Origin of the sequence: Tatumella sp. JGM94, from assembly GCF_018257595.1 — a bacterium.
Taxonomy (GTDB): domain Bacteria; phylum Pseudomonadota; class Gammaproteobacteria; order Enterobacterales; family Enterobacteriaceae; genus Tatumella; species Tatumella punctata.
Genome location: NZ_JAERJN010000008.1, coordinates 99,251 through 122,781, shown reverse-complemented (window position 1 = coordinate 122,781; position 23,531 = coordinate 99,251). Strand labels below are relative to the sequence as shown.

Below are 23,531 nucleotides of genomic sequence, written 5' to 3'. Positions count from 1 at the left end.
GAGCGGCAGATTACCGGCCGGGACGTTTTTTCGGCTCTGCTTTGTGGTCATGCTGACAATGGTCAGGATCATCACAGGCTGCAACTTCGGCACATTTTTCACATAAACCATGGGCTTCGATAACACTATGGCGCAGGATAAACCCCGCCTGTCTGGCCCGGGTACTGATCAATTGCTCCACCCCTTCTGCGTGACGCTCGCTGACAGATGCACAGTTATCGCAGATCAGCATGACCGACGTATGGGACGGATGTTCAAAATGCGGGCAGACGACATAGCTGTTATTTGAAGCAACACGGTGGATAAACCCTTGTTCCAGCAGGAAGTCCAGTGCGCGGTAAACGGTTGGCGGTTTAGCCTGAGGTTCACTGACCCGTAATTTATCCAACAAATCATATGCGCTGATCGCACCGTAGTGTTCAGCCATCAGACGCAGCACTTCGGCACGCTGGGAAGTCATACGCACACCACGTTTTTGACAAAGGCTTTGTGCCTCTGCAAGAATTTGTGCAGGAAGTTGAGGTTGCATGATGGCTTTCTCCGACAAAAGTCTCCGATAACGGGGTATCTTACCATGGCTGGTGTTTTAATGTTGATGATGTGTGTTTCAGGCTGGCCGGTAAAACAGCGTTCAGCCTTACGGGGCCGGGTTTTAGCTAGCCGTTGTGACGTTATTTTGTGCTATTATAGGCGCCATTAATCGTAATTAACCGCATAATTATTCCCTGATGAAAATTCATACCCCTGAGTCTGACAACCCCGTGACTTCTGTGCAGGATACGGTTTCTCCGGTGACCCCTTTCCCTGCAGATCGTTTCTCAATTGCCCCGATGCTTGACTGGACGGACCGGCATTGCCGCTATTTCCATCGTAAACTGACGGCACAAACGTTGCTGTATACAGAAATGGTGACCACCGGAGCCATTATTCATGGTAAAGGTGATTACCTTGCCTATTCTGATGAAGAGCACCCTGTGGCACTGCAATTAGGCGGCAGTGATCCTGCCGCTCTGGCGCAATGTGCACAACTTGCTGAACAGCGTGGTTACAATGAAATAAACCTCAATGTCGGGTGTCCGTCTGACCGGGTTCAGAACGGGCGTTTTGGTGCCTGCCTGATGGGCGAAGCGGCACTGGTTGCCCGCTGTATCGATGCCATGCGTCAGGTGGTGAGTATCCCGGTGACAGTGAAAACCCGTATCGGTATCGATGAGCAGGACAGTTACCGGTTCCTGTGTGATTTTATCGGTACAGTTGCTGAACAGGGTGGCTGTCGCTCTTTCACTATTCATGCGCGTAAAGCCTGGTTATCGGGCCTGAGTCCGAAAGAGAACCGTGAAGTGCCTCCCCTTGATTATCCGCGGGTATATCAGCTGAAACAGGATTTTCCGCAGCTGCGTATCGGGATTAATGGTGGTGTTAAAACCCTTGAAGAAGCACAGGCACACCTGCAGCATCTGGACGGTGTCATGATGGGGCGGGAAGCCTATCAGAATCCCGGTCTCCTGGCCCTGGTGGATAGTCAGATTTTCGGTGCCGGTATGCTGCCAGCGGACGCCGCTGATGTCGTACGCTCTATGTATCCGTATATCGAAAAAGAACTCAGCCAGGGGACCTGGCTGGGACATATTACCCGGCATATGCTGGGACTGTTTCAGGGGATCCCCGGCGCAAGACAATGGCGTCGTCACCTGAGTGAAAATGCTCACAAGCCAGGCGCCGATGTACGGGTTCTGGAAAAGGCCTTATCCCTGGTAGCCGATCGCTGAATACAGTCGCGGTAAAGTATCTGACCCCGGTTTTGTTAACTTCACGCCAGTTATTGGTTTTTTTAACACCTTCGGTAGCGGAGGTGATTTTTACTTAATCCTGTATTTCAGTCAGTTAACTATCCTCCGTGGCTGGCACGATTCTTGTTATGTTTATCTCAGTGAACGGGATCATTCAGGTCAGCGGAGGAGCTCACCATGGAAGTATTTTTTATTGCCGGCTTTTTTATGATGTTGTTACTGGCAGGGGTGTCAGTGATAAGCGTTCTGGCAGCACTGCTGGTGGCTGCTGTCATCATGCTGTCATCGGGGATTTTCTTTATGGCATTTAAACTGTTGCCCTGGTTACTGCTGGCGGTGGCAGTTGCATGGATATATCAGCATTTTTTTGCTGTCAGGCCGGCAACGACAGGACGGGAACGTTATGATAAAATTCTGTCAAAAATCAACAGGATGAATCGGCGCGGGTAAAGCTATTTTCTGAAAATATGCTTTCCGGCAGTGATCCTCCGGAAATGTGAAACAGCACATATTTTTCACGGACCAAATCTGCGATTATCCTTTCTGTCGTTCACAGGAATTACTCGCTCTGTCCCTGCATCAGCGAGAACTATAATAAAAAAGTAAGGGCTTCCTCCGGGAAGCCCTTTTTCGTTAATGTCTGCCTGATTATCAGGGGATCAGCAGGCTTGACCCTTGTGTGGCACGGCTTTCCAGCTGCCGGTGTGCCAGGGCAGCCTCTTTCAGGGCGAATTTCTGAGATTCTGCGACCGGGACTTTAATCGCACCACTGGCTAGCAGGGTAAATAATTCATGGCTGGCGGCATCCAGTTCACTGGCGGTAGTGATATAACCGGACAGGGAGGGCCGGGTCACGAACAATGAGCCTTTCTGGTTGAGTATCCCCAGGTTAACCCCGGTCACAGGGCCGGATGAGTTACCGAAACTGACCATCAGTCCGCGGCGTTGCAGGCAATCCAGCGACGCTTCCCAGCTATCATGGCCGACGGAATCATAAACCACCGGTACTTTTTGTCCTCCGGTCAGTGCCAGAACACGGGCCGCAATATCTTCCTGCCGGTAGTTAATGGTTGCTACCGCGCCGGCTTGTTTCGCCGCTTGCGCTTTTTCTGCCGACCCGACGGTACCGATTAATTTTGCCCCCAGCGCTTTAGCCCACTGGCAGGCAATTAATCCGACCCCGCCGGCGGCGGCATGAAACAGCAGGGTTTCACCCGCGGTGACCGGATAGGTCTGGCGTAACAGATACTGTACTGTCAGTCCCTTGAGAAAGGAGGCTGCAGCCTGCTGATAAGAAATGCTATCGGGTAAGATCACCAGCCGGTCCTGATGAACGATATGTTGTTCGCTGTAGGCCCCGGCGGCTGACTGAGCATAAACCACCCGGTCCCCGGCACTTACCCGGCTGACGGCACGTCCGGTACGGAGAACCACCCCTGCCGCTTCAGTCCCCAGACCGGCTGGCAGGCAGGGTGAAGGGTACAAGCCGCTGCGAAAATAGGTATCAATGTAGTTAATGCCGATCGCTTTATTTTCTACAACTACGTCATAATCACCGGGTTCAGGCAGCGTAAAGTCTGTCCATTCAAGCACTTCTGGTCCGCCATGTCGGCTATACTGGATACGTTTTGGCATACTGACTCCTGGGAAATCGTGGTGCTGGCCGGGTGTACAGGGCGACAATACGGGTAAAAAAAAAGTATACTGTGACGCCCCTTGTTTAACACTGGTAATGACACTCACTATGGCAGTAAATAAATCCCCGAACAAATCCAATGAATCCCGTGATCGTCAGCTGGAAGGTGTAAAAATGCCTCCGCATTCTGTCGAAGCTGAGCAATCAGTGCTCGGGGGATTAATGCTGGATAATGCGCGCTGGGATAATGTCTCTGAGCGTGTTGTTGCCGAAGATTTTTACAGCAGACCCCATCGTCTGATTTTCTCTGAAATGCAGCGTCTGCTGGAACTGGGGCAACCCATTGATCTGATTACCCTGTCAGAATCGCTGGAAACCCGCGGTGAGCTGGAGCTGGCCGGCGGCTTTGCCTACCTGGCTGAACTGGCAAAAAATACCCCGAGTGCGGCTAATATTGGTGCATATGCGGATATTGTCCGCGAGCGCGCGGTAGTCCGGGAAATGATTTCGGTGGCAAACGAAATTGCTGATGCCGGCTTCGATCCTCAGGGGCGCAGCAGTGAAGATCTTCTGGATCTGGCGGAATCCAGTGTCTTCAAAATTGCCGAGAAACGATCCAGCAAAGACGATGGCCCGCAAAATATCGAGCAGGTACTGGAAGCGACCATCAATCGTATTGAAGCGCTGGTCGGCACTCCCCACGACGGTGTGACCGGGGTCGATACGGGGTATCAGGATTTGAATAAAAAAACTGCCGGTTTACAGGGATCTGATCTGATTATCGTGGCCGCCCGTCCTTCGATGGGGAAAACCACTTTTGCCATGAACCTGTGTGAAAACGCGGCGATGTTGCAGGATAAACCGGTACTGATTTTCAGCCTGGAGATGCCCAGTGAACAGCTGATGATGCGTATGCTGGCCTCCTTATCACGCGTAGACCAGACCCGTATTCGTACCGGTCAACTGGATGATGAAGACTGGTCGCGGATTTCCGGCACTATGGGCATCCTGCTGGAGAAGAAGAATATGTATATCGACGATTCTTCCGGCCTGACCCCGACAGAGGTCCGCTCACGTGCGCGGCGTATCTTCCGCGAAAACGGCGGGTTAAGTATGATTATGATCGACTACCTGCAGTTAATGCGGGTGCCTTCATTGTCAGATAACCGTACTCTGGAAATTGCCGAAATCTCCCGCTCTCTGAAAGCGCTGGCCAAAGAGCTGAATGTACCGGTGGTTGCCCTGTCACAGCTAAACCGTTCACTGGAACAGCGTGCCGATAAACGTCCGGTAAACTCCGATTTGCGTGAATCAGGCTCTATTGAGCAGGATGCCGATTTAATTATGTTTATCTACCGCGATGAGGTGTATCACGAGAACAGTGATCTCAAAGGTATTGCTGAAATTATCCTGGGTAAACAACGTAACGGGCCTATCGGTACCGTCAGACTGACTTTTAATGGTCAGTGGTCGCGGTTCGATAACTATGCCGGCCCGCAGTATGATGATGAATAATCACATTTTTCATGCTGACAGCTCAAAAATAGTATTGGACAATTGATCAGCAAATACGGTTATCTGTGAGGATATATTCAGCCCGCCACGGATTACCGATGACCAGTTTTGATGATTACGATATACAGATCCTGACACTATTACAGGCCAACGGACGGCTGACCAGCCAGCAACTGAGTGACCTGATCGGACTCTCTGCCTCCCAGTGCTCCAGACGGCGGATCCATCTCGAGCAGACCCGCAAAATTCTGGGCTACCATGCCCGTTTATCTCCCGGGGCGACGGGACCGGAAATTACCGGGCTTATCGAAGTCCGGTTAATCAATCATACTCCCGCTTCTGTCGACAGTTTTCATCAGCGTGTCGCCTCCTCATCAGCAATTACCGATGCTTATAAAACTACCGGTGACGCTGACTATTTACTGAAAGTCACGGTGACTGACCTTCAGTCCCTGAGCAGGTTAATCAGCCAGCTGGTGGCGGATCATCAAAGCGTTGCCCATGTTAAAACCTCGGTGGTGCTGAATCGCCTGAAAGAAGGCGGGGTGATGCTGGTGGGTGGCGACAGCCATAACGGTTAACGGCCATCCACTCACCATTATCGTGCATAATTTCCTGCGGAATGCATAAACAGTGCATAATTTATGGTGAGGATGCGCAATATCACCGCCGGTATCATCGTGATAATGTGACGTTACCGGCGGTGGCATCTGTAATATCAATAGGATAACTACAGTTTTTGCGGCCAGCCAGTGCAGGGCATCAGTGTGGCGTGATTATTGCTTAATACAGGGTTTGTGCTTATTGAGCGATTAGGATGTTGTTATGACAGTGATAAAAACCGCAGCAGCGGAAAACGTCCCCCACAGCCTGGCAGAAGATGCACTGGCGATAGTATTTGGCACCCTGCTGGTCTCTTTCGGGATCATTATGCTGAAGCAGGCAGGTGCACTGACCGGCAGTACCGCCGGAATAGCATTTCTGATCAGTTATATTTCGCCCTTATCTTTCGGCAGTGCGTTTTTCCTGATTAATCTGCCCTTTTACTGGTTGTCGGTCAGGCAAATGGGCCGGGAATTTACGCTGAAAACTTTCACTGCAGTAGGCATGGTTTCGTTGTTTACCCACCTGCATCCGTTATTTATTCATTTTTCTCAGCTTAACCCTTTCTATGCAGCCCTGTTTGGTAATATTGTGATGGGAATGGGATTCATTGTGCTGTTTCGTCATAAAGCCAGCCTCGGAGGGATTAATATCCTGGCGCTCTGGCTGCAGCAACGGATCGGCTTGCGTGCCGGGAAATTACAGATGGCGGTCGATACCTGTGTGGTGCTGGCTTCTCTGTGGGTGGTGTCTGTGCCGATGTTGCTGGCGTCAGTCTGTGGCGCAGTACTACTGAATCTGATTATTGCAATGAATCACCGTCCCGGCCGCTACAGGGTATAGCACAGACGTCAGCGGCTAACTCACACTGAACAATGATGGAGAAGTACAACGTGTTTCAACATGTCGATGCCTATGGTGGCGATCCCATCCTCTCGTTGATGGAAAAATATAAAGAAGATCCGCGTGTTGCCAAAGTCAACCTGAGCATTGGTCTCTATTACAACGAACAGGGCATCGTTCCGCAATTACGGGCTGTTGCTGAAGCAGAAAAACGGCTGCAGGACATCCCGGGAGAGGCATCACTTTACTTACCGATGGAAGGGCTGGCCGGGTACCGGAATGCCATTGTTACCTTGCTGTTCGGGGCGAATAACCCGCTGGCAGACAATGGTCGTATCGCCTGCATCCAGACTCTCGGGGGCTCAGGAGCCCTTAAAGTCGGAGCTGACTTTCTGAAAAACTATTTTCCGGCCTCTGAAGTGTGGGTCAGTGATCCGACCTGGGAAAACCATATTGCTATTTTTGAGGGTGCCGGTTTCAGAGTTAACCATTACCCGTGGTATGACAATGCAACCCACGGGGTACAATTTGCGGAGTTTATCGCCACGCTGAACAGCCTGCCGGAACAAAGCATCGTATTACTGCATCCGTGCTGCCATAATCCGACCGGTGCAGATTTGACGACAGCGCAATGGGACCAGACGATTGAGGTTCTGAAAGCCCGTAAACTGATCCCGTTTATGGATATTGCATACCAGGGCTTTGGTGCCGGCGCTGAGCAGGATTGCTATGGGATCCGTGCCGCCGCGCAAGCCGGTTTACCGGCCCTGATCAGTAACTCATTCTCTAAAATATTTTCTTTATATGGGGAGCGGGTTGGCGGTTTGTCGGTACTTTGTGAAAGCAGCAATGAAGCTGACTGTGTTCTTGGACAGTTAAAAGCCGCGGTTCGTCGTAATTACTCCAGCCCGCCATCTTACGGCGCCAGACTGGTGATGACGATCCTGAATGATGACGAATTACGGGCCAGCTGGCTGGCAGAACTGGAAGAGATGCGGCTGCGTATTCTGGATATGCGCCAGGCGCTGGTCACCGCACTCAGCCTGGCGCTGCCGGGACGTGATTTCAGTTATCTGGAAAAACAGCGTGGAATGTTCAGTTATACGGGGCTCAGTGCCCGGCAGGTGGACAGATTACGCGAGGAATTCGGGGTATATCTGATCAGCAGTGGCCGGATGTGTGTCGCCGGGCTGAACAGCCGGAATATCCATCAGGTGGCCGAGGCTTTTGCTGCGGTGATCTGAGACTGAAACTGCCCCTGTTTTCTGCGCCAGCGGACCAGAAAGCAGGGGAGGCTAAGCAGATCGTGCGGTGATAGCAATTTTATCCCTATGATAATTATTTGTTTTTTTAATTTCCCGCTGATTTTATATATTTACACATTTAAATATTTAAATGTGTAAATATAATGACGCAACTTATTTGTTGAACCGGGGAAAATCATTGTGCAGGAACTGTCGCTTTTTAGTCCGTTAGATATGTCAGGGACCAGTTTAAAAAACCGTATTGTCTTACCACCGCTGACCCGCTGTCGCAGCCTTCAGCCGGGGAATATTCCCGGTGACAGGATGGTCGACTATTACCGTCAGCGTGCCAGTGCCGGGTTTATGGTCACGGAAGGTACCCAGATAGAACCCCGTGGCCAGGGGTATGCCTGGACGCCGGGTATCCACAGTGAGGCGCAAATTGCTGGCTGGCGTAAAGTGACCGATGCAGTGCATCAGCAAGGTGGTGTGATTTTCTGTCAGCTCTGGCATGTCGGCCGTGTTTCCCATCACGCTCTTCAGCCCGGGGGCGGACAGCCGGTCGCGCCTTCTGCAGTCCCGGCGACCAATGTCCGGGTATTTATCGAAACAGGCCCGTCGACCGGTGAACTGACCGCACCTTCGGTGCCCCGTGAACTGAGCACCGAAGAAGTCCGTGAGCTGGTGGAGTTGTATCGCCAGGCCGCGATTAATGCCAGACAGGCCGGATTCGACGGTGTGGAATTACATTCCGCCAATGGCTACCTGATTAATCAGTTTATTTCCGAACATACTAATTTCCGTAGCGATGAATACGGCGGCAGCCTGGAGAACCGTCTGCGTTTTCTGAAACAAGTGACTGAGGCCGTCAGTTCCGTGTTTGGCAGCCAGAAAGTCGGGGTACGTTTCGCGCCACTGTTCAGCAGCACCGATGAAGACCGCGTCTACCTGGGACTGGTAGAGCCCGATCCGCAGCATACCTACCTGACTGCAGCGGCGATGCTGAATGAAATGAAGATTGGTTATCTGTCAATCGCCGAACCTGACTGGGATAACAGCCCTGATTTACCAGAGGACTTCCGCCAGCGTCTGCGGGAAGTCTTCCGCTCACCGATTATCTGTTCCGGGCGCTATACACGGCAGAAAGCAGAGCGGGTACTGAAAAACGGCTGGGCTGATTTATTTGGCTTTGGCAGAACCTTTATCGCTAACCCTGATTTACCTGCACGTTTGCAGAATAATTACCCGCTGAACAGTACCGACGCATCATCGCTGTATGGCGGCAGCGACGCAGGGTATACTGATTACCCCGTATATCGCCCCTGAATGATGTGAGGCTGCATGACACCAGAGAACGCCATAAAGCTTCTGGCCAACCCGACCCGTATGTCGGTATTACAATGGCTGAAAGATCCGCACACCGCATTTGCAGGCTACAGCCAGCTTTATGATTTCCCGGTGTATGGTGTCTGTGCTTCGCTGATCAGTGAAAAAGCCGGATTATCTCAGCCCGCAACATCCCTGTGCCTTAAAGCATTATCCGAAGCCGGATTGCTTGAGGCCAGTAAAGTGGGTAAGTGGACTTACTATCGCCGTAATGAAACGATGATCCGGCAACTGACCGCGGTAGTGGTCGGACATTTGCAGACGCTCTGACCGGCTGCCGGTCATCAGGCTGGCAGCCTTTACGGATGATAATGTCCCCTGTACTGCACGTCACCGCCACCAAAGCGCCAGCCAGAGTGATGATTACTGATTTATTGCCTGCGATACCCAAACCTGTCGTCACTCCGCGGCCAGCCGTTGCATCAAGCAGGGTCTGGCTGGTCGCTAACCGGGCAGGTCAACATCTGCAACATGATAAATGGCTCAGGGTGGCTGAAACCCGGCCCGCTGGCCTGAAATACCATCGATATACTTTGTGTTGGTCAGCTATCGGCGAGGTGCGATCCGCGAGACTGCGAATGTGATGGCGGGCAAGGATCTGCCCGCTATATTCGGCAGTTCAGGCCGCGGCGTGATCGCGCAGGGTATTAATATCAATGACAAAACGGTATTTCACATCGCTTTTCAGCATCCGTTCATAGGCTTCATTGATCTGTGCGATATCAATCAGTTCGATATCAGAAGTGATATTGTGCTGACCACAAAAATCGAGCATTTCCTGGGTCCCGGCAATCCCGCCAATCAGTGAACCGGATACACTGCGACGTTTAAATATCAGACTGGCGACTGACGGGGCCGGGTGGTCATGCTCAGGCACGCCCACCAGAGTCATATTACCGTCCCGCTTCAGCAGGTTAATAAAGGGGGTCAGGTCATGGGTCGCGGCAACAGTATTCAGGATAAAATTAAAGCTGTTGGTATGCTGAGCCATTTGCTCTGCATCTTTCGAAATCACAACCTCATCGGCCCCGAGCCGTTTGCCATCGGCTACTTTTGACGGCGAGGTGGTAAACAGCACGACTTTGGCCCCCATTGCATGGGCAATCTTCACCCCCATATGACCCAGTCCGCCCAGCCCGACAATACCGACTTTTTTACCCGGACCGACTTTCCAGTGCTTCAGCGGTGAGTAGGTGGTAATACCTGCACACAGCAGCGGTGCAACACCAGCCAGATCCAGATGCGCCGGGACCCGCAGTACAAAGTCTTCGTGCACCACGATATCAGAAGCATACCCGCCAAAAGTCGTTTTGCCATCGAAGCGGTCAGTACCGTTATAGGTCGCGACAAAACCGTTTTCACAATATTGTTCCAGACCTTCCTGACAGTCCGGGCAGCTGCGGCAGGAGTCGACCATACAACCGACGCCGACCAGATCACCGACAGTAAACCTGCTGCAGCGGCTGCCGGTAGCCGTGACCCGGCCGACGATCTCATGGCCGGGTACGACCGGGAATACCGTGTTATGCCACTCATTACGCGCCTGGTGAAGGTCTGAATGGCAGACGCCGCAGAACAGAATCTCAATCTGTACATCATGGTCACGCAGCTGGCGTGGCTGGTAGCTGAACGGGGCGAGGGGGGAATTTTCGTTCTGTGCAGCATAGGCGTGGATAATATTCATCATTTCTCCTGTCAGACAGATAACAGACAACTCCGTTGCCGGAATTGCGCAGAGGGACGGAACCTGTTGCTAAGCATAGCCACCAGACGCGGTGCAGGCCCCGCAGGTTGTCGCTGAATGTGGCCTGTTTCTGAACTTATATCAGGCACAGGCCACGGCGGCAGAAATAACTATTATTTAACTGACTGAAATTAATGCTTATTAAGCAGTGGTTTCAGGAAGCGGGCTGTATGTGACTGTTCGCATTCCGCGACCGTTTCCGGACTGCCGGCGACCAGGATTTCACCACCACCACTGCCACCTTCCGGGCCGAGATCAACAATCCAGTCCGCCGTTTTGATCACATCCAGATTATGTTCGATAACCACAATAGTGTTGCCCTGGTCGCGCAACTGATGCAGTACCGTCAGTAATTGCTGGATATCAGCAAAGTGCAGCCCGGTGGTTGGCTCATCGAGAATATATAAGGTCTGACCGGTCCCGCGTTTAGAAAGTTCACGTGCCAGTTTGACACGTTGCGCTTCACCACCTGACAGTGTCGTTGCTGACTGACCAAGACGAATATAGGACAAGCCGACATCCATCAGGGTCTGCAGCTTGCGGGACAGTGCCGGCACGGCTTCAAAGAAATCACGGGCTTCTTCGATGGTCATTTCCAGCACTTCGTGAATATTCTTCCCTTTATATTTTACTTCCAGGGTTTCACGGTTATAGCGTTTACCTTTGCACTGATCGCATGGCACATAAACATCCGGCAGAAAGTGCATCTCAACCTTAATTACCCCGTCGCCCTGGCAGGCTTCACAGCGTCCGCCCCGCACATTAAAGCTGAAACGGCCCGGCGTATAACCGCGCGTCCGTGCCTCCGGTACCCCGGCGAAAAGTTCACGCACCGGGGTAAAAATACCGGTATAGGTCGCCGGGTTAGAACGCGGGGTACGGCCTATCGGGCTCTGGTCGATATCAATCACTTTGTCAAAATGCTCCAGACCACTGATATCGCGGTAAGGGGCCGGTTCAATAATAGTGGCACCGTTTAACTGACGCTGGGCCAGAGGGAACAGGGTATCGTTAATCAGGGTTGATTTACCTGAGCCAGACACACCGGTGATACAGGTAAACAGCCCGACAGGCAGAGTCAGGGTAACGTCTTTCAGGTTATTACCCCGTGCGCCGGTCAGTTTTAACACTTTCCCGGGATCCCCTTTTACCCGCTGTTCAGGAACATCAATTTTGCGTTTACCGCTCAGGAACTGCCCGGTCAGTGACTCCGGGTTGGCCATAATACTGTTAACGTCCCCTTCTGCCACCACCTGACCACCGTGTACACCGGCGCCCGGGCCGATATCAATCACATGATCGGCGGCACGGATGGCATCTTCATCATGTTCGACGACGATAACCGTATTCCCCAGATTACGCAGGTGGATCAGGGTATTCAGCAGACGCTCGTTATCACGCTGGTGCAGGCCAATTGAGGGTTCATCCAGTACATACATTACCCCGACCAGCCCTGCGCCAATCTGGCTGGCAAGGCGGATACGCTGAGCTTCTCCCCCGGAAAGGGTATCCGCAGAGCGGGACAGGGAAAGATAGTTCAGGCCGACATTGACCAGAAAACTCAGCCGTTCGCTGATTTCTTTCAGTATTTTTTCGGCAATGGCTGCCCGTTGTCCGGTTAATGCCAGTGCCGCAAAAAATTCAGTGGCATGGCCGATACTCATTTCGGAGATCTGCGGTAATGTTGTTTCGGCGACAAACACGTTACGGGCTTCTTTACGTAACCGGGTGCCATGACAACTGGTACAGGAACGGTTACTGATATATTTCGCCAGTTCCTCACGTACCGCATTGGATTCCGTTTCTTTGTAGCGGCGTTCCATATTATGTAATACGCCTTCAAACGGGTGGCGGCGCACAGAAGTATCACCGCGATCGTTCACATATTTGAATTCGATATTTTCTTTTCCCGAGCCGTTAAGGATCACTTTTTTAACGCTGTCACTCAGGGTATTAAACGGCGCTTCAATATCAAACTGGTAGTGCTCACTCAGCGAGCGCAGCATCTGGAAATAGTAAAAATTACGCCGATCCCAGCCACGGATCGCTCCCCCGGCCAGTGACAGTTCGTCGTTCTGGATCACCCGCTGCGGATCGAAAAATTGCTGTACTCCCAGGCCATCACAGGTCGGGCAGGCGCCGGCAGGGTTATTAAACGAAAACAGCCGTGGCTCCAGTTCACGCATACTGTAACCACAGACCGGACAGGCAAAGTTGGCCGAAAACAGCATTTCAGGTGCGGTATTGTCATCCATATTCGCCACTATGGCGGTACCGCCAGATAATTCCAGTGTGGTTTCAAAGGATTCCGCCAGTCGGGTCGCCAGATCGTCACGGACTTTAAACCGGTCAACCACCACTTCAATAGTATGTTTTTTCTGTAATTCGAGTGCTGGCGGATCGGAAAGATCGCACACCTCGCCGTCGATCCGTGCGCGGATATATCCCTGGGCAGCAAGATTTTCGAGGGTTTTCAGGTGCTCGCCTTTTCTGTCTTTGATCACCGGGGCCAGCAACATTAACCGGCTGCCTTCATCCTGTTGTAATACCTGATCAACCATCTGACTGACGGTCTGGGCGGCCAGCGGGACACCATGATCAGGGCAGCGTGGCTCACCGACACGGGCAAACAACAAGCGCAGATAATCGTGGATTTCGGTAATAGTACCGACCGTTGAACGCGGGTTGTGTGAGGTTGATTTCTGCTCAATAGAAATTGCCGGAGACAGTCCTTCAATATGATCGACATCCGGTTTTTCCATCAGCGACAGAAACTGACGGGCATAGGCCGACAAAGATTCAACATAACGACGCTGGCCTTCCGCATACAGCGTATCGAATGCCAGAGACGACTTACCTGAACCAGACAGACCCGTGACCACGACCAGTTTGTCGCGGGGGATAATCAGATTGATGTTTTTCAGGTTATGGGTGCGGGCACCCCGTACTTCGATCTTATCCATTCACCTTTCCCGGATTATCAGCGTCGTCCATGTCTGCGGGCGAGACATGGGGAGAATCAAACATATTATTATGGCATAAAAAATAAACTGATTAAATATCCAGTAGTTTACCGGAAATGCCGTCCGGCCGCTGGCCGGGGGATTAATCACTGTCAGGACAAAAGGCAACCTTTTGTTTTGCTTAATGGTTATCAGATTCAGGTCAGAGAATACCTGTGAAGCTCTCTGCCTGTAACCTGCTGTGCCGGAGGGCTGCCGGCCTGCATTACCGTATCTGACAGAACAATCGGTCTGCGGTTTACCCTGTGTGTATTCGCGGGGAAATGCGACCTTCTGCGCACAGTGAAACGGGTTATGAAGTATCAATAATCGGCTGTGCCGTGTTATGATTGGCGGCTTAGACTCAGAGTAATTATTCTTCAGGAGAGACGTATATGGCCAGTCGCGGCGTAAACAAAGTAATACTTGTCGGGAATCTGGGGCAGGACCCGGAAGTCCGTTATATGCCAAATGGTGGTGCGGTTACCAACATTACACTGGCCACGTCGGAAAGCTGGCGTGATAAGCAGACCGGTGAGAACAAAGAAATTACCGAATGGCACCGTGTAGTCCTGTTTGGCAAACTGGCTGAAGTCGCCGGTGAATATCTGCGTAAAGGTTCTCAGGTCTATATTGAAGGTCAGCTGCGTACCCGCAAATGGCAGGACCAGAGTGGTCAGGATCGTTACACCACCGAAGTTGTGGTTAACGTTGGTGGTACCATGCAAATGCTGGGTGGCCGTCAGGGCGGAAATGCAGGCGGAGCACCTGCCGGCGGACAAAACAACAACAATGGCTGGGGCCAGCCACAGCAGCCACAGCAGCAGGGGGGTAATCAGTTCAGTGGCGGCGGTAATGCCCCTACCGCGGCGCGTCCGCAGCAGAGCAGCGCACCTGCCAGCAGCGAACCACCAATGGATTTTGACGACGATATCCCGTTCTGAAGATGACCTTAGAGTTATCTGTAAAGAATGTAAGCGCAAGCCCCTGTTAATTCAGGGGCTTTTTATTTTTCAGGGCCATACAATCTGCAAGTTTCTGGCAGCTTAGTCAAAAACGGGGAGTCAGAAAAATAAGGGACTGGTTGATGTTAGCGGTATTTCCCGCATTTTTTACCCTGGCCCGGCGTCTGTCGTTCTTCTTTGAACAATGACTTATAGGTACAGCGCCAGCGACAGGTCGCGCTTCACGCGCGTTCAGCAGCATACGACTGCCAGGTCTGATCGGCGTAGCGCCCTACCAGCAACCTTCTGTCGCACTGGTTTCCAGCAAAGACAGAAAGCCGACGGATACGCAGCTCTTCACACAATCATTTAGTTAAGATAATTAATTCATTATTGCTTTCTGACAGTCTATACAATGCTGCAATCTTTATGATGTCCTCACGATATTTTATGGGATGATCACCAGGCGGATAATCCGTAATTGTATACTCGTTTCCCTGCAGTCAGTGGCCAGTCACAACCTGCCGTCAGTTGCACAGAAAAATGGTTGAATTGTGATCCGGTCAGGTCCTGGTAATCTCCCGCGTTTTAGTAGTAGTTTTTGTTATCCTTTATAACTATCAACTAACTTAATATTTTCTCCACCTTCCGATATTTGTTTTTCAATGTTATTAATTCGGACAGGGATGAGATTTTGGCTGTTTCCTATCAGCGGAGTCATTATCGCTTTAGCTATAGACTTAGCATCATAACCACCACTCTCATTAGTGAATGACACAACAATGTCTAAATGGTAACCGCCGTTGTATTGCCATAAACAACTATTGAAGGTTGTGTTTTCCCCCCAGCTTTGCATCCCTGTATCATCAGACCTCGCTGTCGCTAAGGCTCCGTCACAGGTGACCATTTTCAATGAGACTCCGCTATTTGCTGCTAATGCAGCAAAGTTGGTGTTTGAGAACGCATCACTCATTATGAATCGTCCTGGTTTCTCAGGTAATGATGCTTCCGGAATATTTCTGACTACTGCTAATGATGACATCTGAGATTGTATAGCACTAACAACAGAGTCTTCTAATTGGGATGGAGTTTTATTGGTTTTGATATCGTAGATCCAATAGCTTTGTACTGTTTCTACTTTCGGTGTTAAGGCACAACCCGATAAAAATAAAGCAGAGAAAAACACCAGCGTCGGTTTCATAATATCCTCAAATCATTAATTATTTTAACGAATGTAATGATATATATATATGACTCTAAAAGCACCCGGTAAATTTTGGTTATAAAACAGGCGCTGCGTTAACCGGTAAGTATCAGAACCGCTGTTATCCCGGGTTAATCTAAACAGCCTGTTTACCGGCTGCTGATGCAGAGAGAGCCCGGTCTCTCAGATTACCACTTTCTCATTTTCTCTGACTTGCGTTGAGAACGTTGCTGTCTCGTACTCCGGTACAATGTATCCCGTTATTTCAACAGTGCAGGTGCTTCTCCGTAATATCTCTCTGCCGGTGCCATATCGCGTATTGTGCTGTGACGATGTGTCTCGTTATACCCCCGGGTAAATTTATTCACCCGCTGTCCGGCCATCCTGAAATTTATCCCTATTTATCATCTGCCGAAAGTGTTATGGCAGATTAATCTGCTGTTATTATGCGGAATATTATTTTTATTATTTGGCATCATCTTAATAATCACTCGGATAATTATAAATATGAAAAAAATAATTTTTTGTCATAAAAGTGAAACAAAAATGCAGACTCTGTAGTTATTATAATGATAATAACTTACCTTCAAATAAACAAAGTGATCATTAACCAGCTAATTAGTTTTAAAATCTGTTTATTTATTTTTTTTGTGGTTTAGTGTTGGTATTTGTTGGTTATACATCCAGATTAAAGAGGTATCATCTTATTTAGGTTGCATGGTAAGGATTTCGTAAACTTTTGTTTGCTTAAGTAAATCAGGCTCCTTATACTGAATTTAATAATTAACAATTAGTGCTATTTAATATTTATTCTGGCCAGAGAAAATAATCAGTGACTAGGAATATAGTATTTTTACTTGTGACATTTTTACTATTTTCTCCGATGGTAAATGCTGCCGGATATAGCCAGTTTTCGGGGGATAGTTATCCCCCGGTGATCAGCAGAAAACAAAATTATGACATTCCGGCGGGGATGACTCTGAAGCAAGGAATGGTGCAATGGTCTGCCGAAACAGGCTGTGATATCCGCGGAATGGAGCACTGGGAAATAATCTGGGAGACGCATGTAGATTATCCTGTCGATGCACCTCTTATTTTTCAGGGAGATTATTTATCCTCGGTGACAAAAATAATTAACCTGTATTCAGCAGCACAGATACCACTGTATGCTCATATTCATCAGAGTCAGTGTCTGGTGGTAATCGATACCCGCTAAGAGTCCGTATTATGTACTACTGGATCTTATCAGTTTTTCTCGGGGGATTATTATTCAGTTTTTTGTCACCACAGGAGCAGGTTCAGACAGAGATCAGTGACCAGAATTGCCAGCGTCAGGCGATATTTTTCCTGCATGCCGTGGCACGGTGGCAGTATTCAGACGCGGATATGCCAGAGAAAGACATCAGCGGCGAGATCATTCTGCATTACGAGCAGCGTGGCGGACAGCATTTTATATGGACGGCGGATAAGCCCGGATTAACAGGCTGTCTGATGCTACTCAGTCATCATAGCAGACTGTTTTATACACTGCGTTCTCAGCAGCTATATGACATGGAGGGAAAAGCAGTCAGTATTGATATCCCTCCTGATATCAGTGACGGAAGTATTATTTATTATTACCAGGAATAAAATGGTTTATGAATTTCAAAAAAAATAACACACTGGCAATGTTATCATTAGTTTTTGTTCAATTATCCGGCTGTAGCAGCTGGCAGAGAATAAGTGACATTGAAAAAAATAATAATCAACTGACGTCACAAGCCGATGCTATGATGCCATTTAATAAGTCGCATCCCTATGTTATTAATGAACAGTCTCAATGGATTAATCCGGAACCATTAAATAACTCCCGTAGCAGTCACAGCAATTTGCCTGCCTGTAATCTGACCATTAATCATCCGGGTGATATCCGGCTTGAAGCGATTTCTTCACTGATTACCGAACAGTGTCATATTCCTGTCACAATCACTCCCGATGCACTGAATAAACAAGACAGTACCGAAGGTTATACTACCCGTGAACCTGCCATGAACGATCCTTTACCCGAAAGCGGGGCGCCGGATAATACAATCTCCGCCAACTCCGGACTGAATAATATTTTCTGGCAGGGACCGGTATCCGGACTGCTGGATAATATCACTGCCCGCCAGGGACTGAGCTGGGAATATCAGGGGCAGCGGGTTGTTATCTCTTACCTGGCGACCAAAACATTCCCTGTATTATTTATGGATAATAATGCCAGCTTTTATTCCCGCACGGTCAGTGGCACGACTTCCTCTCAAAATCAGAATAATACAACCACGGCCGGCAGTCAGAACGCGACAAACGGGGCTGATAAAGATTCGGACACCACCTCTCAGTCGACCACTATGGAAATTAAGTCCGGCTTGTATCGTGATATTGCCAGTACTATTTCGATGATGCTGACACCGGGAAAAGGGCGTATGAATCTCACGGATGGTGTGCTTACGGTTCGCGATACCCCGCAGGTATTGAGTGATGTCGGTCGTTATATCAGTGATCGTAATACGCAGCTCAACCGCCAGGTTGTCCTGAATGTGCAGGTCTATAGTATTGATAATAAAGATAACGATCAGCTGGGCATTGACTGGAAAGCTGTCTTCAATAACAGCAATCTGGGCCTGTCACTGACATCACCTTATTCAGATGCAGCCAGTGAAATGATGAGCAGTGGTATCTCGATTCTGGACGGTAAAGGTAAAGGCAGTGCGGCCCTGGTGAAGGCTCTGGCTGAACAGACACATCTCAGTGTTGTTACCCAGTTATCCAGTATGACCACTAACCTGTCAGCGGTTCCTGTGCAGGTTGCTTTACAGCAGGATTATGCCTCCGATACCAGTACCGAGAATACGGCGAATGTCGGTTCTTCCAGCAGTATCAGCAAGTCGACGATAACCACCGGCCTGAATATGACTATCCTGCCGTATCTGATGCCGGATTCTACCCGTATGCAGCTCCAGTTCGCGATTAATATGTCAGATGATCCGACCTTCCGCACTTTTACCAGCCAGAATGCATCCATTGAACTGATGAAAACCCGGATGAAAATCTTTACCCAGCGGGTATTGATGCAGTCAGGCCAGACTCTGGTGCTGAGCGGGTATCAGTCGGTCAGTAACAGTGACGATCACCAGGGCGTTAACCATTCACATTTCTTCCTATTTGGTGGCGGAGAGGGTGGCAGTAAAGGGAAGTCGGCACTGGTTATTCTGATCACTCCGGTACTGATGGGGTGACAGTGATGTCGGGGATAAAACCATATTGCATCCTGCACGCCGGCCGGCAACTGGTGCTGGGGCTGGAGTGGCGTTACCTGCCGGTCCGGGGAGCGCGTAAAATCCGGCAGAGACTGCCTGATGTACCGCATATTTTCCGCGTTATTCTGACCCCGGAAGCAGCCGGAGACCCGGGCTGTCTGCTGGGAACGATCGAACTCTCCCCGGACAGCAAAGGACGGGAAAAAAGCTATCCGCTGGCACTGATCGTGCTCCGGGAAATGCCAGCCGACAGTTATGCCGTCTGCCGGCTGGAAAAAGGGCTGTATTGGTTTATTGCCAAAGCCGGAAAGGAGTTATCACCTTTCAGCGATCGTCTGGGGAGTCTCGATGAGATCCGGCAGCATATCCGGCAATTTTTGCTGCTCAACCGGCCCGATATTCAGTGGCATGAATACCGTACGCCAGGCGGGGAGGGGAAAGGAGACGGGATCGCGGGTCTGTGTCTTGATGATTTATTGCCACAGTCTTCGCCGCTGCCGCGTAAGTTCAGACTGAAAGCGTCAGGTCACCGTTCCCGGCTCAGAGTGGCCGGCGGGCTGCTGGTGCTCTGCGCACTGGTGATTTCCGGACTGTTATGGCGGAACAACTGGCAACAGCAGCAGCGTATTGATGCTGCGCAACGCTACTTACTGCTGCAGAAACGTCAGCAGGCCGCCGGGCAGCCGACACTGCCGTGGGCACATCAGCCCGCTTTCAGTGACGCGCTTGCCGCCTGCCAGCAGCATCTGGTTAGTCTGCCGGTGATGATTGCGGACTGGGGACTCAGCCATGTCAGTTGTACTGCTGAGCCGGCACGTGTACTGGCCCGCTATTCAATGCAAGGGACAGGCACCATTGATGACTTTATCCGCGGGTTGTCGGCAGATGGCCTTAGCCCGCAGGCTTACCGCTTTAACCTGCCGGGTGCCGGTGATGAAGCTGAGTTACAACTTGCCCTGCCTGCTGTTGCTGTACATCACACGGCAGCGGCGACAACGGTATCTTTAACGGCGCTGGTGAGTCTGGCACAACGTACCCACAGTCAATTGCAGCTGTCAGAACGCGAGACGATTGCCGGTGCTGCGCACTATTCTGTGCGTACATTTACGCTGGTGACAGGTTTAAGTCCGCGTTTATTACTGAGCTCTGCTGTGATGCAGGCTCAGAACCTCAGTTTTATCCGGCTGGATATCAGCAGAACGGAAGGCAAATTATTGTTCACGGTGGAAGGACGTTTATATGAAATTGATTAATTTCAGCATACGGGGCGTCCTGATCGGCTTGATATATGGCGGCCGGGCGCTGGCAGCCGATCCGGCGAACGGATATTCTCTGGGTGATCTGGAGAAAATCCAGGAAGAAACACTGTTTAATCAGGCAAAGCTGGAAAATGCACGGGCCCGCAGCGAGCTGGATAAATATCTGCAGGCGAACCAGCCGCCGGTAATGGCCGGAATATCAGACGGGCAACATTTGCCCGCGGCGGAGAACCCGCCAGTGGCGGACAATATGGCCGGTACCCGGTTAGCGGTTCCGGTAAAAAGTGAACAACAGCCCGGGTTACCGCTGGTGATCCAAATCTGGGGTAACCGCCAGCAGCTGAATGCCCGGTTACAGATACCGGGCGGGCAACCACTGACTGTCACAAAAAATACACTCTTACCCGACGGTCAGTACCGTGTTATTGCCATTACTGCCCGGCAAGTGATGATCGGCAGAGCCGGGGAAGCGCCGAAGCTGCTGGCATTCAGCGGGGGTAACAATGATTAATCGCCAGGATATTTCTGCGTATATCTATATCGATCATTCAGCAGAGGAACCCAGGGTCTATTTCTCTGAAGCTCACCGCCATGACCCTCTGACAGCCTCGGCACTGGCGGGCTTACTGCGTCAGGCACCCGCGACCCGGTTTGAACCGGTGCATCTTGATCAACTGCGCCAGTTACAGAGCAGTCAGGACAGTGGCCGGGCAGCCACGGAGATGAGCCGTTCAGAGCAACAGTCACGGGTGATCAGCTATTTTCGTCAGGCGGTGAAGCTGAATGCGTCAGATATTCACCTGCTGATTGGCTATCAGGATGTCACCCTGGTACAGCTGCGGATCCATGGCCAGCTCCGGACTGTGGCGCAACTGGAGCGTGAAGAAGGTTTGCAGTTGGCGGCCACCATCGTACTCTCTATGTGCGATGTGACCGAAAAGAGTTTTAATGCCAACAGAGCTCAGGATGGCCGGTTACGCAGCGAGTTTGTCGGACAACTGGGGATTTTCGGCGCACGTTATGCCCACACACCTGCTGAATTCGGCTTATATGTTGTTATGCGTCTATTACCTGATGACAGTGAATCACTGCCGACACCGCACGGACTGGGATTCCTGCCAGCACAACAGACATTAATTACCCGTATGCTAAGCCGTCCGGAAGGGATCATTATTATTTCCGGGCCGACGGGGTCCGGTAAAAGTACGTCTCTGCGCTGTTTCAGCCGGCTTTATCTACAGCAGAGTTTAGAGAGTAAACGACTGTTAACGATTGAGGATCCGCCCGAAGGGATGATCCCGGGTGCGGTACAGACACCGGTAATTGCCGATCGTACCGATCCGCAAGCGCTAAGCCAGGCATGGTCGCGCGGGATCTCTTCGGCGCTGCGTCTGGATCCTGACGCAATGATCATCGGTGAGATCCGTGATCATAACTCGGTCAGAGCGGCCCTGAGTGCTGCAAAGTCTGGCCATCTGGTACAAACAACACTGCACGCCAACGACGCTATCGGGATTCTTGAGCGACTGACGGACACCCTGCGGGTGCCGTTGCCCGAAATTGCCGATGCTCAGCTGGTGATTGGTCTGATAGCACAGCGGCTGATTGCGGTACTTTGTCCGAATTGCAAACTGAGCTGGCAGCAAAAATTACCCTTTCTCTCCGGACAACAGCGGGAATTTCTGCAGCAACATTGTGATGCAGAAAAACTCTGTTTCCGTCATCCGGACGGATGTCCTGAGTGCTGGCAGGGTACCGTCGGCCGGAAAATGATCGCTGAGGTGATCCGGCCTGATGCGCGGTTTATGGAACTGTATCGCTATAAAGGTAAAGCAGCAGCCCGTGATTACTGGCTGGAACACCAGCAGGGGATTACCCGTACCGCCCATCTGAAAGATTATCTCCGCCAGGGGATGGCCGATCCCCTCGAAGCCGATTTGATCAGTCCTTTAGATGAAGATCATATAGCGCAGGGAGGTGGCGGGCAATGAAACAGAGTCTGCCGTGGCATGAGCACAGTGAACGCCTGAGCCGTCAGCTGGCATTAAAAACTTTTTCCGGTAATGACCGGATCAGTCTGTACGATGATTTAGCTTTTTTACTGGAAAACCAGTTCAAACTGGCTGATGCCGTCAATACGCTGATCCTCAGTGATCGTTCGGCAAAAAGCCCTCGGGTTTACTGCCTGCAGGACATCGCTGAAGCACTGACCTGCGGTATGTCGCTGGATAAAGGTTTACGTGGCTGGGTGCCGGAACAGGAACTTTTACTTCTCAGTACCGGCGTCAGTGACGGAGATCTTGCTGCCGCGATTCGCCGTGCCATGACCATCGCCAGAGCAACAAAGGAGATGCGTTCCGCCTGCAGTTCGGCACTGGCTTACCCGTGCCTGCTGCTGGTGTCTTGTCTGTTTATGGTTCAGCTGGTCAGCCATCGTTTTCTTCCGCGTCTGGCGGCGCTGGTCAGTGAAGACCAGTGGCAGGGATCACTGCGTGCTTTATCTGTCCTGTCCCGCGGCCTGAGCGATAACCTATTGTTCATTATCACAGGCACTATTTTACTGCTGGCGTGGGTTATCTGGTCACTGCCTAATCTGACAGGGCGGGTACGCTGCCATCTGCTTGATCACCTGCTGCCGTGGAAACTGTACCGGGATATTCAGGGTGTCAGTTTCCTGCTGAATATTTCTGCCTTATTACGTGCTCAGGTAAAAACAGAGCAGAGTCTCCGGCAGTTAATGCAGCGGGCTTCTCCCTGGCTGTACGAAAGGCTGGAGGCCACTTTGCAGCAGGTCTGGCAGGGTAAACATCTGGGGGCAGCGCTTTTTGCGACGGGATATGCCTTCCCTTCAGCAGAAACTGTCAAAAAGCTACGGGTACTGACTGCCGCAGATAATGCGGAAAATATTATTGAGAATTTTGCCAGCGACTGGCTGGTAAAAACAGTTCAGCAGATCAAGAGAACGGCAACAATGACAGGATATGTCTGCCTTAGCCTGAATGCCGGCTACATGATTTTAATTCTGCTTTCTACCCAGGATCTGAACAATCTTATTTCGGTGCATCAATGATCAGAGGAAAAAA

Annotated in this window: 22 protein-coding genes; 17 read left to right on the top strand and 5 right to left on the bottom strand. The window is 50.8% G+C overall.

The window, feature by feature from the left end; all coding sequences use genetic code 11:
* Positions 1-10 precede the first annotated feature (10 nt).
* Positions 11-529: a zinc uptake transcriptional repressor Zur gene (gene zur, locus JK216_RS07910; protein WP_212707533.1), complete on the bottom strand. Its 519-nt coding sequence runs from the start codon at positions 527-529 to the stop codon at positions 11-13.
* A gap of 262 nt (positions 530-791) precedes the next feature.
* On the opposite strand from zur, the gene dusA reads away from it, so the two are divergent.
* Both dusA and pspG read left to right on the top strand, forming a co-directional pair.
* Entirely contained in the window at positions 792-1,769 is a 978-nt protein-coding gene (dusA, locus tag JK216_RS07905) for a tRNA dihydrouridine(20/20a) synthase DusA (protein ID WP_343876914.1), read from the top strand.
* Positions 1,770-1,967: 198 nt separating this feature from the next.
* Positions 1,968-2,240: an envelope stress response protein PspG gene (gene pspG, locus JK216_RS07900; protein WP_212711419.1), complete on the top strand. Its 273-nt coding sequence runs from the start codon at positions 1,968-1,970 to the stop codon at positions 2,238-2,240.
* A 201-nt stretch (positions 2,241-2,441) separates the two neighbouring features.
* Here pspG and JK216_RS07895 read toward each other — a convergent pair whose 3' ends face one another.
* On the bottom strand, positions 2,442-3,425 hold the full coding sequence (locus JK216_RS07895; protein WP_212711420.1) for an NADPH:quinone reductase: 984 nt from the start codon (positions 3,423-3,425) through the stop codon (positions 2,442-2,444).
* 109 nt (positions 3,426-3,534) lie between these two features.
* On the opposite strand from JK216_RS07895, the gene dnaB reads away from it, so the two are divergent.
* The 7 genes from dnaB (at position 3,535) to JK216_RS07860 (ending at position 9,601) form a co-directional block, all read left to right on the top strand.
* Positions 3,535-4,941, top strand: a complete 1,407-nt coding sequence (dnaB, locus tag JK216_RS07890; protein WP_212707529.1) for a replicative DNA helicase — start codon at positions 3,535-3,537, stop codon at positions 4,939-4,941.
* Positions 4,942-5,039: 98 nt separating this feature from the next.
* Positions 5,040-5,522 carry an Lrp/AsnC family transcriptional regulator gene (locus tag JK216_RS07885; protein WP_212707528.1) on the top strand — a complete coding sequence of 161 codons (483 nt, stop codon included), beginning with the start codon at positions 5,040-5,042 and terminating at the stop codon, positions 5,520-5,522.
* Between the two features lie 244 nt (positions 5,523-5,766).
* On the top strand, positions 5,767-6,387 hold the full coding sequence (locus JK216_RS07880) for a YitT family protein (protein ID WP_212707527.1): 621 nt from the start codon (positions 5,767-5,769) through the stop codon (positions 6,385-6,387).
* Between the two features lie 50 nt (positions 6,388-6,437).
* Positions 6,438-7,631 (top strand): amino acid aminotransferase, encoded by a 1,194-nt coding sequence (locus JK216_RS07875; RefSeq protein ID WP_212711421.1) that lies wholly within the window; start codon positions 6,438-6,440, stop codon positions 7,629-7,631.
* Positions 7,632-7,832: 201 nt separating this feature from the next.
* Complete coding sequence (locus JK216_RS07870) at positions 7,833-8,957, top strand: alkene reductase (protein WP_212710289.1); 1,125 nt, start codon at positions 7,833-7,835, stop codon at positions 8,955-8,957.
* A gap of 15 nt (positions 8,958-8,972) precedes the next feature.
* Entirely contained in the window at positions 8,973-9,287 is a 315-nt protein-coding gene (locus JK216_RS07865) for a helix-turn-helix transcriptional regulator (RefSeq protein WP_212707524.1), read from the top strand.
* A gap of 41 nt (positions 9,288-9,328) precedes the next feature.
* Positions 9,329-9,601: a hypothetical protein gene (locus tag JK216_RS07860; protein WP_212711422.1), complete on the top strand. Its 273-nt coding sequence runs from the start codon at positions 9,329-9,331 to the stop codon at positions 9,599-9,601.
* Positions 9,602-9,636: 35 nt separating this feature from the next.
* Here JK216_RS07860 and JK216_RS07855 read toward each other — a convergent pair whose 3' ends face one another.
* Complete coding sequence (locus tag JK216_RS07855) at positions 9,637-10,701, bottom strand: NAD(P)-dependent alcohol dehydrogenase (protein ID WP_212711475.1); 1,065 nt, start codon at positions 10,699-10,701, stop codon at positions 9,637-9,639.
* Between the two features lie 191 nt (positions 10,702-10,892).
* On the bottom strand, positions 10,893-13,724 hold the full coding sequence (uvrA, locus tag JK216_RS07850) for an excinuclease ABC subunit UvrA (RefSeq protein ID WP_212711423.1): 2,832 nt from the start codon (positions 13,722-13,724) through the stop codon (positions 10,893-10,895).
* Positions 13,725-14,158: 434 nt separating this feature from the next.
* Here uvrA and ssb1 point away from each other — a divergent pair, with 434 nt between their 5' ends.
* Positions 14,159-14,707, top strand: coding sequence for a single-stranded DNA-binding protein (ssb1, locus tag JK216_RS07845; RefSeq protein WP_212711424.1), 549 nt, complete (start codon positions 14,159-14,161; stop codon positions 14,705-14,707).
* A 604-nt stretch (positions 14,708-15,311) separates the two neighbouring features.
* On the opposite strand, the gene JK216_RS07840 is transcribed toward ssb1, so the two are convergent.
* Positions 15,312-15,908, bottom strand: coding sequence for a hypothetical protein (locus JK216_RS07840; protein WP_212707521.1), 597 nt, complete (start codon positions 15,906-15,908; stop codon positions 15,312-15,314).
* Positions 15,909-16,794: 886 nt separating this feature from the next.
* Between JK216_RS07840 and JK216_RS07835 the strand changes: the two genes are divergently transcribed.
* Genes JK216_RS07835 through JK216_RS07805 form a run of 7 tightly spaced genes read left to right on the top strand, consistent with a single transcriptional unit; the run spans position 16,795 to position 23,518 of the window.
* On the top strand, positions 16,795-17,127 hold the full coding sequence (locus JK216_RS07835) for a toxin co-regulated pilus biosynthesis Q family protein (protein ID WP_256441131.1): 333 nt from the start codon (positions 16,795-16,797) through the stop codon (positions 17,125-17,127).
* An 11-nt stretch (positions 17,128-17,138) separates the two neighbouring features.
* A complete protein-coding gene (pilM, locus tag JK216_RS07830; protein ID WP_212707519.1) occupies positions 17,139-17,540 on the top strand; it encodes a type IV pilus biogenesis protein PilM in 402 nt (133 codons plus the stop codon).
* Positions 17,541-17,548: 8 nt separating this feature from the next.
* Positions 17,549-19,168 carry a PilN family type IVB pilus formation outer membrane protein gene (locus JK216_RS07825; RefSeq protein ID WP_212711425.1) on the top strand — a complete coding sequence of 540 codons (1,620 nt, stop codon included), beginning with the start codon at positions 17,549-17,551 and terminating at the stop codon, positions 19,166-19,168.
* 5 nt (positions 19,169-19,173) lie between these two features.
* On the top strand, positions 19,174-20,442 hold the full coding sequence (gene pilO2 / locus JK216_RS07820) for a type 4b pilus protein PilO2 (RefSeq protein WP_212711426.1): 1,269 nt from the start codon (positions 19,174-19,176) through the stop codon (positions 20,440-20,442).
* Complete coding sequence (gene pilP / locus JK216_RS07815; protein ID WP_212707516.1) at positions 20,429-20,959, top strand: type IV pilus biogenesis protein PilP; 531 nt, start codon at positions 20,429-20,431, stop codon at positions 20,957-20,959. The genes pilO2 and pilP overlap by 14 nt, the downstream gene beginning before the upstream one ends.
* Complete coding sequence (locus tag JK216_RS07810) at positions 20,952-22,439, top strand: ATPase, T2SS/T4P/T4SS family (RefSeq protein ID WP_249213042.1); 1,488 nt, start codon at positions 20,952-20,954, stop codon at positions 22,437-22,439. The genes pilP and JK216_RS07810 overlap by 8 nt, the downstream gene beginning before the upstream one ends.
* Positions 22,436-23,518, top strand: a complete 1,083-nt coding sequence (locus JK216_RS07805) for a type II secretion system F family protein (protein ID WP_212711427.1) — start codon at positions 22,436-22,438, stop codon at positions 23,516-23,518. The genes JK216_RS07810 and JK216_RS07805 overlap by 4 nt, the downstream gene beginning before the upstream one ends.
* Positions 23,519-23,531: the final 13 nt, after the last annotated feature.

Bases quoted from the DNA above. Each gene is read 5' to 3' on its own strand.
- zur (WP_212707533.1), bottom strand. From the start codon at position 529: ATGCAACCTCAACTTCCTGCACAAATTCTTGCAGAGGCACAAAGCCTT.
- pspG (WP_212711419.1), top strand. From the start codon at position 1,968: ATGGAAGTATTTTTTATTGCCGGCTTTTTTATGATGTTGTTACTGGCA.
- JK216_RS07895 (WP_212711420.1), bottom strand. From the start codon at position 3,425: ATGCCAAAACGTATCCAGTATAGCCGACATGGCGGACCAGAAGTGCTT.
- dnaB (WP_212707529.1), top strand. From the start codon at position 3,535: ATGGCAGTAAATAAATCCCCGAACAAATCCAATGAATCCCGTGATCGT.
- JK216_RS07885 (WP_212707528.1), top strand. From the start codon at position 5,040: ATGACCAGTTTTGATGATTACGATATACAGATCCTGACACTATTACAG.
- JK216_RS07880 (WP_212707527.1), top strand. From the start codon at position 5,767: ATGACAGTGATAAAAACCGCAGCAGCGGAAAACGTCCCCCACAGCCTG.
- JK216_RS07865 (WP_212707524.1), top strand. From the start codon at position 8,973: ATGACACCAGAGAACGCCATAAAGCTTCTGGCCAACCCGACCCGTATG.
- JK216_RS07860 (WP_212711422.1), top strand. From the start codon at position 9,329: ATGTCCCCTGTACTGCACGTCACCGCCACCAAAGCGCCAGCCAGAGTG.
- JK216_RS07855 (WP_212711475.1), bottom strand. From the start codon at position 10,701: ATGAATATTATCCACGCCTATGCTGCACAGAACGAAAATTCCCCCCTC.
- uvrA (WP_212711423.1), bottom strand. From the start codon at position 13,724: ATGGATAAGATCGAAGTACGGGGTGCCCGCACCCATAACCTGAAAAAC.
- ssb1 (WP_212711424.1), top strand. From the start codon at position 14,159: ATGGCCAGTCGCGGCGTAAACAAAGTAATACTTGTCGGGAATCTGGGG.
- JK216_RS07840 (WP_212707521.1), bottom strand. From the start codon at position 15,908: ATGAAACCGACGCTGGTGTTTTTCTCTGCTTTATTTTTATCGGGTTGT.
- JK216_RS07835 (WP_256441131.1), top strand. From the start codon at position 16,795: ATGGTAAATGCTGCCGGATATAGCCAGTTTTCGGGGGATAGTTATCCC.
- pilM (WP_212707519.1), top strand. From the start codon at position 17,139: ATGTACTACTGGATCTTATCAGTTTTTCTCGGGGGATTATTATTCAGT.
- JK216_RS07825 (WP_212711425.1), top strand. From the start codon at position 17,549: ATGAATTTCAAAAAAAATAACACACTGGCAATGTTATCATTAGTTTTT.
- pilO2 (WP_212711426.1), top strand. From the start codon at position 19,174: ATGTCGGGGATAAAACCATATTGCATCCTGCACGCCGGCCGGCAACTG.
- pilP (WP_212707516.1), top strand. From the start codon at position 20,429: ATGAAATTGATTAATTTCAGCATACGGGGCGTCCTGATCGGCTTGATA.
- JK216_RS07810 (WP_249213042.1), top strand. From the start codon at position 20,952: ATGATTAATCGCCAGGATATTTCTGCGTATATCTATATCGATCATTCA.
- JK216_RS07805 (WP_212711427.1), top strand. From the start codon at position 22,436: ATGAAACAGAGTCTGCCGTGGCATGAGCACAGTGAACGCCTGAGCCGT.